The sequence below is a fragment of the Pandoraea terrigena genome (assembly GCF_902459705.1).
GTDB lineage: Bacteria > Pseudomonadota > Gammaproteobacteria > Burkholderiales > Burkholderiaceae > Pandoraea > Pandoraea terrigena.
In genome coordinates this window covers 311,703-321,988 of sequence record NZ_CABPRU010000005.1, presented here as the reverse complement: position 1 = coordinate 321,988, position 10,286 = coordinate 311,703, and the positions used below count along the sequence as shown (strand labels likewise).

At 65.7% G+C, this 10,286-nt stretch carries 11 protein-coding genes; 5 read left to right on the top strand and 6 right to left on the bottom strand.

Annotated elements, in window-relative coordinates:
- The first annotated feature begins 343 nt into the window (after nt 1-343).
- The 4 genes from PTE31013_RS13635 (at nt 344) to PTE31013_RS13620 (ending at nt 4,671) form a co-directional block, all read left to right on the top strand.
- Nucleotides 344-628: a hypothetical protein gene (locus PTE31013_RS13635; RefSeq protein WP_150613321.1), complete on the top strand. Its 285-nt coding sequence runs from the start codon at nt 344-346 to the stop codon at nt 626-628.
- 6 nt (nt 629-634) lie between these two features.
- Nucleotides 635-1,285: an HAD-IB family hydrolase gene (locus tag PTE31013_RS13630; RefSeq protein WP_150613320.1), complete on the top strand. Its 651-nt coding sequence runs from the start codon at nt 635-637 to the stop codon at nt 1,283-1,285.
- 20 nt (nt 1,286-1,305) lie between these two features.
- Nucleotides 1,306-3,231 carry an FUSC family protein gene (locus PTE31013_RS13625; RefSeq protein WP_150613319.1) on the top strand — a complete coding sequence of 642 codons (1,926 nt, stop codon included), beginning with the start codon at nt 1,306-1,308 and terminating at the stop codon, nt 3,229-3,231.
- 276 nt (nt 3,232-3,507) lie between these two features.
- Nucleotides 3,508-4,671 (top strand): methyltransferase, encoded by a 1,164-nt coding sequence (locus PTE31013_RS13620; RefSeq protein WP_150613318.1) that lies wholly within the window; start codon nt 3,508-3,510, stop codon nt 4,669-4,671.
- A gap of 66 nt (nt 4,672-4,737) precedes the next feature.
- Here the strand turns inward: PTE31013_RS13620 and PTE31013_RS13615 are convergent, their stop codons facing one another.
- Nucleotides 4,738-6,027: a TIGR03862 family flavoprotein gene (locus PTE31013_RS13615; RefSeq protein ID WP_425495564.1), complete on the bottom strand. Its 1,290-nt coding sequence runs from the start codon at nt 6,025-6,027 to the stop codon at nt 4,738-4,740.
- A gap of 168 nt (nt 6,028-6,195) precedes the next feature.
- On the opposite strand from PTE31013_RS13615, the gene PTE31013_RS13610 reads away from it, so the two are divergent.
- Nucleotides 6,196-6,948, top strand: coding sequence for a class I SAM-dependent methyltransferase (locus PTE31013_RS13610; RefSeq protein ID WP_150613316.1), 753 nt, complete (start codon nt 6,196-6,198; stop codon nt 6,946-6,948).
- A 29-nt stretch (nt 6,949-6,977) separates the two neighbouring features.
- On the opposite strand, the gene PTE31013_RS13605 is transcribed toward PTE31013_RS13610, so the two are convergent.
- From PTE31013_RS13605 to astB, 5 genes are all read right to left on the bottom strand, one after another.
- Entirely contained in the window at nt 6,978-7,169 is a 192-nt protein-coding gene (locus PTE31013_RS13605) for a DUF2964 family protein (protein WP_150613315.1), read from the bottom strand.
- Between the two features lie 172 nt (nt 7,170-7,341).
- The gene (locus PTE31013_RS13600) at nt 7,342-7,560 is read right to left on the bottom strand and encodes a DUF2964 family protein (RefSeq protein ID WP_150613314.1); all 219 of its coding nucleotides are present in this window, start codon (nt 7,558-7,560) and stop codon (nt 7,342-7,344) included.
- A 172-nt stretch (nt 7,561-7,732) separates the two neighbouring features.
- Nucleotides 7,733-8,035 carry a DUF1488 family protein gene (locus PTE31013_RS13595; protein ID WP_150613313.1) on the bottom strand — a complete coding sequence of 101 codons (303 nt, stop codon included), beginning with the start codon at nt 8,033-8,035 and terminating at the stop codon, nt 7,733-7,735.
- A 200-nt stretch (nt 8,036-8,235) separates the two neighbouring features.
- The gene (locus tag PTE31013_RS13590; protein WP_150613312.1) at nt 8,236-8,802 is read right to left on the bottom strand and encodes an NADPH-dependent FMN reductase; all 567 of its coding nucleotides are present in this window, start codon (nt 8,800-8,802) and stop codon (nt 8,236-8,238) included.
- Nucleotides 8,803-8,889: 87 nt separating this feature from the next.
- Nucleotides 8,890-10,251, bottom strand: coding sequence for an N-succinylarginine dihydrolase (gene astB, locus PTE31013_RS13585; RefSeq protein ID WP_150613311.1), 1,362 nt, complete (start codon nt 10,249-10,251; stop codon nt 8,890-8,892).
- Between the last annotated feature and the right edge of the window lie 35 nt (nt 10,252-10,286).

The following is a 10,286-nucleotide window of genomic DNA, read 5'->3' as shown; positions in this document are numbered from 1 at the left end:
TATCAGACAGATGGCGGAAATTTTCTTGTAACGCGACCAAGACGCTCGAAGCTGCATATGCAATGCCTCATCTGTTCTTGTGCTGCATTGTTGCCGCTCTCACACAAGGCTTGCCCGAAAGGCCCGACGTCTCACCACGTCGTTGTCGGGCAATCCTAAGATTGCCCAGGTCCGGCGGGACAGCGCTGCGCATCCGTCTGAAAGCGGTGCATGCCCCATGCTAGCCTGCCCCGCCTGCGTGATCAAGCGAACGTTGGTCATGCGCCACCACTCACCTGGTGCACCGGCTGACCGGCCGACAGCGAAATTGCCCTGGCCCCAAGGCCCCTATACAATGCCTCGCATGAGACAGACCGAACCCGCATCTGCCACGGCCACATTACCCATGACACCCGTCACGCCCAATCTGCAAGCGGCCGACGCAATGATCGAGCGTCGTTATCCGTCGGATATCGATCGGTTGCGCGAAGTCGTCGGGGCCGATGCGCTGCCCGGATATCTCGACGAACAAGCGATCGTTGCCAATCGACAGGCCTGCGAGCGCTGGCCGCACCTGGTCGCCTTCGCTGACTCACGCTGTGCGGCGTCGGCGGTGCTCGATGCCGCGCCGCCATCGAACGCGAACTGAACGCGCATGCGAGACACCTCCATCGTCGCCGCCTTCGATTTCGACGGCACGATTTCCACCACCGACACGCTGCGCGTCTTCGTGCGCGCCACGGTCGGCACACCGCGCTTCCTGGCCGGCGCTCTGCTCGCTTCGCCGTGGCTGATCGGCGCGGCGTTGCGCGTCGTTGACCGGGGCACCGCCAAGGCCGCGTTCCTGCGCGCGTCGCTGGGCGCACGCACACGCGCGCAGCTCGAGTACGACGCACAACGGTTCATCGCGCAGCGTCTGCCCAGCCTGCTTCGTCCCGAGATGCTTGCGCGATTGCGGCAGCACCGTGCGATGGGTCACCGCGTCGTGCTGGTCAGCGCCTCGCCCGGCTTGTACCTGCGCCTATGGGCCGCCTCGGTCGGATTCGATGCCGTGCTCAGCACCGAGTTGGCCTATGACGAAGTCGGCCGGTTCGTTGGCCAGTTCGCCGAGCCCAATTGCTGGGGACCGGAGAAAATGCGGCGTCTCGAAGCCTGGTGGGCGGCGTCGCCGCCGCGCGTGCTGTTCGTGTACGGCGACAGCCGGGGCGACAAGGAGATGGCCGAGCGCGCCGATTACGCCTGGATTCGCGGTCAGGGCAAGCTGATGCCACTGCCGGATGCCGCTGCATCGCAGCGCGCGTCCTGACCGCAGCCGATCGTCCGCGCATGCCCTCCCCGCCAGATCCTGGTCGCCGCGTCGCGTGGATGTCGCGGCTGGTGCGACTCGAACCCGTGGCGTTCTCGCGCTGGGACGCCGTACACGCGGCGCTCTGTGTTGCCGTGCCCACCGCCATCGGTGCGGCCATTGGACAGGGTGCCGACGCATCGCTCATTGCACTCGGTGCACTGCCCGCCATCACCGGCGACCGAACCGGCCCGTATCGCGCGCGGGCACGCTCCATCCTGCTCACCGTCGCCACCGGCGTCGCAGGCTTTTACGCCGGCATGCTCATCCACGACATCGGCGTGTCGCACCCGTGGGCCGCGCATGGGCTTCTGCAAGTGGCCATACTGCTGCTCAGTTTCATCGGCACATTCGGCAACGTCGCGTCTGCCGCGACCCTGCAGGGCGCCGTCTACCTCATCGTCGGCTGGGGCCTTGCCCTTCCACCGCCCGAATGGCGAGCGCCGCTGCTGCTCGCGGCGGGCGGCGTCTTCGGCGTGCTGCTCATGGCGGTTCACTGGTTGCGGCACCCGGGCGCGGCCGAGCGCGACGCCGTCGCCGCGATCTACCAACAGCTCGCCAACGTGCTCGATGCGAGCGGCACGCCGCGCGTAAGGCTCGCGCGCCGCTCGCTCGAGAACGCCATTGCCGCCGCCTACGATACCCTCTTGACGGCGCGTGCGAGCACGGCTGGCGGGTGGGAAGTCCTCGAACGCCGCGCAGCCCAGGTCCTCGCGGCGGAGCCGATCACCTCGGCCGTCATCGCCCTCATACAAGGCGGCCAGCCGCTTCCCGCGCCACTCGGGCGCGCGCTGTACGGTATCGCCCGGCATATTGCACGAGACCGGCCTGTCGACGTCGAGGCGGCCGTGTTAGTGGCGAAAGACCACCGGGCGCCCGCGCTCGCCGCGGCGTTGCACCGCGCCGAGCCGTTGCTGACCGGGATCGTGCATGCGGCCGAAGCGCCCCTGGTTGCCTTGGCGCGTCATCGGGCACGCGTCACCGCCGTGCCGCAATGGATCCCGAAGTGGCCTTGGCCTGACGTATGGCGGTACCTGCTGCGTATTGGCGTGTGCGTGCTGGTCGCGCAAATCTTCATTGCCCTCACGGCACTGCCGCGGTCGTATTGGGTACCGCTCATCGTCGTGATCATCTTCAAGCCGAACTATGGCTCCGTGTTCGCCCGCGCGTTGCAGAGTGGCATAGGCAGCATTATTGGCGTCGCTGTCTCGGCGGCCGTCGTCGCCATCGATCGTAACGGCTGGGTGAGTCTTGCGGTGCTTGTCCCGCTTGCAGCGTCCCTGCCGTGGGCATTGCGTCGCAACTACGGGTTGTTCAGCGCCTTGCTGTTGCCGATTCTGATGTTGGTGATGGGCGCCTTGCAGCCTGGCAGTCAGGGCATTGCCCTTGCGCGATTCGTTGACGCCGTGGCCGCGTGCGCGATCGTGTTGCTCGTGGGCTATTTGCCGTGGGCCAAGTGGGAGCGGCGTCAACTGAACGAACGCGTTGCCACGGCGCTCGAGGCGCTGGGTCGCTATGCGGCGCTGGCCGACACTCGTGACGGCGATGCGGCGTTCGGCGCGCGACGGGCGGCCTACAAGGCGCTTGACGATGCGCGCATTGCGTTGCAGCGGGCGTTGTCGGAGCCGCCGTTGGTCAGTCGCTGTGCGGCGCGGTGGTGGCCGGCGCTGGCGGGATTGGAGCGGGTGGCCAATGCGATCACCGACACAGTCCCTCAGGCGGAGGCTCACGACGCCGGGATGCATCCGGGCGCGGCGGTGCTCACGCGCATGGCGGCGGCACTGCGGCACGGTGGTCCGGTGCCGGCGATGCCGGCGGCATCGACACCGGGCATCGATCCCCGGTTGGCGGAAGCGTTACGTGGCGTCATCGGTGCGTTGTTCGGCAGCGCAGAAAGACCGACCTGAGCGGCGCTTGTGCGGCAGCGTCGTGGTAACGGGGCAGCACCAATTCCGGCCGGAGGGGGAACAACGCAGGCATAATGCGGGCTTCCGGCGCATCCTGAGGGAAGCGAAGAAGACAGACCGGAGCCCCGTTCCGCAGCGAGTTGGGTTGATGCCTGAGCGGCGGAACGGGGCTCCACTCCGTCTGGGGCAGGCTGCCCGCAAAGCGCAGGCCCCCTGCCAAAAGCGGCTTCCCCACGGAAACTTCCACGTGCCGCTACGCTATTCAGAAGACATCGCATGAACATGACCCCGACGCTAGCCTGGACCGAAGACGGTCGCCCCGTCACTGCTCGCTGGCGTTCCGAAGCTGGCGTAATGCCCCCGCGCCGTGTGGAAGTCGTCGACGACACCGTGACGGCTGACGAGGCCTATCATCTCGCCTGTGGCGGGACGGCGCTGCTGTACCGCGGCGACTATCAGAACGCGCGTCAATTGATGCAAGCGATGGCGAGGCGGGTGGATCGTCCGCCGCATCGTCCGCGTCGCAAGCCGGCCACCAAGGAGGCGGCAGCGGTGGCGAGCGCGGCCGACGCCTTCCACAAGCATCGGATGGCGCAAGCGCAGCGCGCGCGCATTCTTGGCATGGTGCTGATTCCGATCGATGCCGACTATGGCATTCCGTTGCGCCGTGCGCCGGAGGTACGCGACGCGTGTACCGAAGCGTGGGGCGCGCCCGACGACATGCCATCGGCGGCATCGCTGCGAGAGATTCTCGGCTTGATCGGCGCGCACGAATGGCGCAAGAAAGGTGTGCAGGTCGCCGCCTTGGGCGCGTCGATTCATCCGTGGTACGGCGTGTATTCCCCGGTGCGCGGCGAGTATCTCCAATTGATCGACCAGGCGCCGCTGCCGGCCAAGACGCTGGCGTTCGACATTGGGACAGGCACGGGCGTGATTGCCGCGTTGCTTGCCCGCCGCGGCGTACAGCAAGTGGTCGGTACCGATCGCGATGCACGCGCCCTGGCATGTTCGCGCGAAAACATGTCGCGGCTTGGTTACGATCGCGCCGTGAAGATCGTCGATGCCGACCTGTTTCCCGAGGGCAAGGCACCCCTGATCGTCTGCAACCCGCCGTGGGTGCCGGCCAAGGCAAACGCGCCCATCGAACACGCGATCTACGATCCGGACAGCCAGATGCTCAAGGGCTTCCTGAACGGCCTCGCCGCCCATCTGAGTCCCGGCGGCGAAGGCTGGCTCATTCTGTCCGATCTCGCGGAGCATCTGGGCTTGCGCACGCGCGAGACCTTGCTCTCATGGATTCACGGCGCCGGTCTGGTGGTGCTCGCGCGTCATGACGTACGCCCGCATCATCCGAAGGCAGGCGACACCAACGATCCGCTGCATGCGGCGCGAAACGCCGAAGTCACCTCGCTGTGGCGTCTCGGCGTTCGTCCAGCTTGAGGGGCAGCGCGTTCGGTTGACGCAGACCCTGCCCGGCGGCCACTCGGTCACCGCGGACGGGCGATATCAGCGCCGCGCCTGAAGATAGGCGGCGGCGCCATCGCCCGCCACGCACGCGCTCGCAAAGCACGCGGTGAGCAGATAGCCACCGGTGGGGGCTTCCCAATCGAGCATCTCCCCGGCGCAGAACACACCGGGCAGTGCCTTTACCATCAACTGCGCATCCAGCGCTTCGAGTGCGACACCGCCGGCGCTGCTGATAACCTCGGCCATCGGACGCGTGCGCAACAGCGTCAACGGCAAACGCTTGATGCCGGCGGCCAGCGCCACCGGATCGTTGAACGTCTCACGCGGCAGGCACTCGCGCAGCAGCGCGCCCTTCACGCCCGCAATGCCCAAGCGGCTTTGCAGATGACTCGCCATCGAGCGAGAGCCACGCGGCCGGCCCACCGCTTCGGTGACGCGCTCGGCGCGCCAGTCCGGCAACAGATCCAGATAGACCTGCGCGCTGCCGCGTGTGCGAATGGCGTCGCGAATCGGGGCGCACAACGCATACACGAGACTGCCTTCGATGCCATGGGTTGAAATCACGAACTCCCCTTGCCGCGTCGTGCCGTCCGGCAGCGTCATCGTGACCGACTTCACCGGATGACCCGCAAACCGCTCGCGCATGTGGGGCGTCCAGTCCGTCTCAAAGCCTGCGTTGGCCGGCAACAACGGTGCGACGTCCACGCCGTGATCGCGTAGCCACGGCACCCAGGCGGCGTCCGATCCGAGCTGAGGCCAGCTCGCGCCGCCGAGCGCCAGGACCACCGCCCTCGCCCGCACCCGGCGCTCGCCGCCGGGGGTGGCAAAACGCAAATCGTCCGGCCCGGCCGCCGCCCGAGCCTCCCAACCCAGCCAACGATGCCGCACATGCAGCCGAACCCCCGCCGCGCGCAACCGGGTAAGCCATGCGCGCAGTAGCGGTGCCGCCTTCATGTCGACGGGAAAAACCCGTCCGGAGGTGCCGACAAACGTATCGATACCCAGCCGATGCGCCCATGAACGCACATCGTCCGCGCTGAAACGGCGCAGCCACTGCGCCACCGCGACCGCACGTTTGCCGTAACGGGCCACGAACGGCGCCGCAGGCTCACTGTGCGTCAGGTTCATCCCGCCCTTGCCGGCCATGAGAAATTTGCGTCCGACCGATGGCATGGCGTCGTACACATCGACGCGCCACCCGGCCACCGACAGGACTTCGGCCACCATCAAACCCGCGGGACCCGCGCCGATCACGGCCACATCGACTGCGTCGACAGGCGCAAGAGTCGAATCGTCAGACGGCGGGTGAGAAGCGCTGGATGGGAGCATGCCTGGGAATGATGTCGCGGAATAATGGCTGTCGCACAACGCCGGACGGTCGCGGAATGCGGACAGACGCGGCGGCGAAGGCTGCTATTGTCCCACAGCACCGTCAGAGCGTCCTTTCTTTGGCGTTACAATCGCTGCCCCATCGTTGCTTTCCCCCTGGAGTTGCGCATGTCGTCAGCCGATCCCACGTCGATCGGACGCACCGCTTACGCAGGTTTCGCCGAGCGCTACGCCGAGATTGCCGTCACCAAACCGCATAACGCCCTGTACGAGCGCCCTGCCACGCGTCACCTGCTCGGCAACGTCAACGGCCGGCAAGTCCTTGATGCCGGTTGCGGCCCGGGCATCAACAGTGCGTGGCTCGCCGAACAAGGAGCGACCGTGCACGGCATCGACGTCACGCCCGAGATGATCGCACTGGCCCGCCAGCGCTGCGACGGGCTGGCAGCGACGTTCGACGTGCAAGACCTGAGCGCGCCGCCGTTCGCCACGCTGGCCGAGCACCGCTTCGACGCCATCGTCAGCGCGCTCGCGCTCGATTACGTGGAAAACCTCGAACCGACGTTTCGCGAGTTCGCGCGGGTCGCCAAGCCCGGCGCAACGCTCGTCTGGTCGATGGGACATCCGATGCGCGACTGGCTCGACGCGCGCACCCGGCGCAACCGCACCTACTTCGACGTCACACGCTTTGGCATGTACTGGAGCGGTTTCGGCGAACCGAAACCCTATGTGGAATCCTACCGGCGACCGCTCGCGGACATTCTGAATGCCGCCGCAGACGCGGGCTGGCAGCTCGAACGCATGGTCGAGCCGCTGCCGTTGCCGGAGATGGCCTGCGTCGATCCCCGGCTTTACCGTGAACTATCACAGGCGCCCGCCTTCCTGTGCCTGCGGGCACGCTTGGCCCGACCGCAGGGCTGAAACGCGGGTGCGAGGCGTCCGGTGTCGGGTCACGACTCGTCGTGCGAACCCCACGGGATGAGCATCGTCGCCGTGCACGTCGCCCCGGCCAGGACGGTCGCCACGCCATAGCGCGACACCTCCGGCAGGTTGAACAGCAGGCCATGAATGGTGGCGAAAATGCCTCCCAGCGTCACGAAGGCGGCAATGGAGGCAATGACGACGCGGGTATCGGAACACATACGTCACCTCGCAATGAGACCACGCTCGTTGCGAAGCGGTTCATGCGGGGAAATCGACCAGATCCCGGGCTTGCCCGGTTGGCGCTGCTCGACTTTCGGGTCACTTCGACGGCGTCCCTCACTTAGTAGTGTAGAACGCAGCAAACCAAACGGTTACCCCGACTCGGCGGACTCAGGGCTTGGTGTGGGTGTCCTGGCGATCGCCCTCGTCGTCGCTCGGCCAAGGCGTGAGCATCGCCACGATGAACAGAATGCCGAACAGTACCGTCACCACTCCGCCTTTCATGACGTGCGTCTGGTCGTACAGCAAGCCGTGGATGGTGGCGAACGCCCCGGCCAACGTCATGAAGGCCGCAATCGAGGCGATGACCACGCGGAATTCCGAACCCATAGTGACTCCTGATCGTGATCGACAAGGGGGCCACTGACGTAACCTTACGAGCGGCAACACCAGTCTACGCCGATCCTTGCGGCTCGCCTATTGCGTCGTATGACGAATCATTCCTGGTATTGATGCGAATCAAGGTCGCCAGGAACAGCCGTTCCCGGCGAGAGGTTGTCGATCAGCGCCGCGCGGCTTGCCGTCTGGCTTCACGCACCCAGCGGAAGTGCCCGCTGCGCAACAACACGGGGCCCGAAAGCCCCATCGTCAGGTATTCGCGCGTGAGCGCATGAATATCCGTTCGCCCGTGTTCGAAGGCGTGCAATAGATCGTCTGCGCCGGCCGAGTAGGCGCCGAAGTGATCCTCCAGGGCTTCGGCCGAGACCGCGCAATCAATCGACCGGCCATTGACGACAACCGCGAATTCGATCGTCAGATCTTCATAGTTAAACACGGGACGGTGATCCGGAAACTCGATTTGCATGGCAGCACCCCCGGTTGACGAAAGGACGCGTTCGACGTATCGGCCGATACGCTGCCTCCAGCATAGTGCATCGCCGGACAATCCGTGGGCCGCTTCACTGATCGGTTCGTCTTCATCGATTGAGGGACTCTGGCCGCCTCGTTATCGCATAAATTACATTAATAAATATTCTCAACTCATTGATTTATATTGACTATAAATCAACCATTACTACCGCGTCGTTCGAGAAATTCGACGAACCCCGCGACGAACGCCGCGAGTTGCTGGCGAACGGCGTCGTCCTGGAGATTCCCGTCCGCATCGATGACCTTGTTCGCGTGCGACACCATCAATCGGCCCTGCCACCAGGGCGTGGTCTGCAATGTACGCAACACCGGCATCCACGCGTTCTGGCTAAGGATCGTGCCGAAGCCGCCCGGCGACGCACCCATGATCGCCACCGGCTTGTCGCGGAACACCCGCGCACTATCGGCGGGTGGTCGCGATAGCCAGTCGAGCGCGTTCTTGAACACGCCCGGCATGCCGTTGTTGTACTCCGGCGTGGCGAGCAACAAGCCGTCGGCTTGTGCAATGGCGTCCTTCAACGTGGCGACGGCGGACGGAATCCCCTCGCTGGATTCGAGGTCCCCGTCGTACAGCGGGATGCCGTGCAACGTGCGGATGTCGAACGTGACGCCGGCGGGGGCGACTGCCTTCGCCGCTGCCAGCAATGCCGTGTTGTACGAACCCTTGCGCAGGCTGCCTGACAAACCAATGATCGTCGTCATCGCATCGACTCCTTTCCTGAAAAATGAGAAGTGACGGCGGCGCGGCCCCCTTGCCAGCCGCCCGTCACACAACCGCGACAACCGCGCTCACGCGGCACGCTGAAATGCATACAGGCTGCCCAGATCGAGCAACTGCGTGAGTTCGTCGAGCGCGCTACGGCATTCGTCGAGCAACGCCGGGTCGGCAAGGTCTCCCACCGCAAGTTGGTCACGATAGTGGCGCTGCACCCATTCAGTGAGCGCCGCGTACCGCACATCGTCGATCCAAAGCTGCGGATGGGTGGCCTTGCGCTCGTCATCGGTCAATACCACGCGCAGACGTAGGCACGCCGGCCCACCGCCGTTGCGCATGCTCTCGCGCAAATCGAACACATGCAACGCGCGAATCGGTCCACCACTGGCCACCAGCGATTCGAGATAGCGCCACACGGCCGGACGCTCCTGGCACTCCTGCGGCACCACCAACGACATCCCTCCGCCCGACGCAGGGGCTCGCGCGAGCAACTGACTGTTGAAGAGGTAACTGCCGACAGCGTCCTCGATCGAGACGTCGTCGGCCCCGACCTCCACCACCGCCAGCGCCGTGCCTCGCGCCGCCATCCGCTCGCGAAGCGTCGCCAGCACCGCCGCCTGATCGACAAACGCCTGCGCGTGACAGAACAGCACGTTGCCATTGCCTACCGCGATCACGTCGTTATGGAAGACGCCGGCATCGATGGCGTCGGGATGCTGCTGCGCAAACACCACGTCGTCGTGCGCCAGACCATGCAGACGTGCAATCGCCTGACTCGCCTGCAGCGTCTGACGCGCCGGAAATCGGTGCGGTGCCGGCGCGCTCGCCAGATCGTCCCGACCGTACACGAAGAACTCGACCCCGCGCTCGCCGTAGGCTCCGCACAGCCGCGTATGGTTCGCCGCCCCCTCATCCCCCAAGGACGGCCAGCCCGGCAAGGCATCGTGGTGGGCGAAACGCGCTTCATCCGGGAATGCGGTACGCAGCACGCGTGACGTCGTGTCGTGCTCGAAGGCGCGGTGCAGTTTGCTGCACAGGTTGGCCGCCGTGAAATGCACCCGGCCGTCTGCCGTGTCCGCCGAAGGGCTGACGGTTGCGGCATTGGCCGTCCACATGCTCGCGGCCGAACACGCCGCGCCGAGCAGTTCGGGGGCGGTGCGCGCCGCCTCGCGAATGACCGTCCGGTCGTCGCCGGTGAAGCCGAGCGTACGCAGCAAGGCAACCGACGGACGCTCTTGCGGCGGCAATATGCCCTGGGCGTAGCCCAGATCCGCCAACGCCTTCATCTTGGCAAGCCCCTGCAACGCAGCCTCACGCGGATTCGATACGCGATTGGCATTGTTTGCCGAGGCGACGTTGCCGAACGACAACCCCGCGTAGTTGTGGGTGGGACCGACCAATCCGTCGAAGTTGGCTTCGCGGGCAAAACGCGTCATATCCATTCCTGAGAAAGCGGAAAACAAGTCGATAA

Coding starts and splice junctions, on each gene's coding strand:
- PTE31013_RS13635 (WP_150613321.1), top strand. CDS start 344: ATGAGACAGACCGAACCCGCATCTGCCACGGCCACATTACCCATGACA.
- PTE31013_RS13630 (WP_150613320.1), top strand. CDS start 635: ATGCGAGACACCTCCATCGTCGCCGCCTTCGATTTCGACGGCACGATT.
- PTE31013_RS13625 (WP_150613319.1), top strand. CDS start 1,306: ATGCCCTCCCCGCCAGATCCTGGTCGCCGCGTCGCGTGGATGTCGCGG.
- PTE31013_RS13620 (WP_150613318.1), top strand. CDS start 3,508: ATGAACATGACCCCGACGCTAGCCTGGACCGAAGACGGTCGCCCCGTC.
- PTE31013_RS13615 (WP_425495564.1), bottom strand. CDS start 6,027: ATGCTCCCATCCAGCGCTTCTCACCCGCCGTCTGACGATTCGACTCTT.
- PTE31013_RS13610 (WP_150613316.1), top strand. CDS start 6,196: ATGTCGTCAGCCGATCCCACGTCGATCGGACGCACCGCTTACGCAGGT.
- PTE31013_RS13605 (WP_150613315.1), bottom strand. CDS start 7,169: ATGTGTTCCGATACCCGCGTCGTCATTGCCTCCATTGCCGCCTTCGTG.
- PTE31013_RS13600 (WP_150613314.1), bottom strand. CDS start 7,560: ATGGGTTCGGAATTCCGCGTGGTCATCGCCTCGATTGCGGCCTTCATG.
- PTE31013_RS13595 (WP_150613313.1), bottom strand. CDS start 8,035: ATGCAAATCGAGTTTCCGGATCACCGTCCCGTGTTTAACTATGAAGAT.
- PTE31013_RS13590 (WP_150613312.1), bottom strand. CDS start 8,802: ATGACGACGATCATTGGTTTGTCAGGCAGCCTGCGCAAGGGTTCGTAC.
- astB (WP_150613311.1), bottom strand. CDS start 10,251: ATGACGCGTTTTGCCCGCGAAGCCAACTTCGACGGATTGGTCGGTCCC.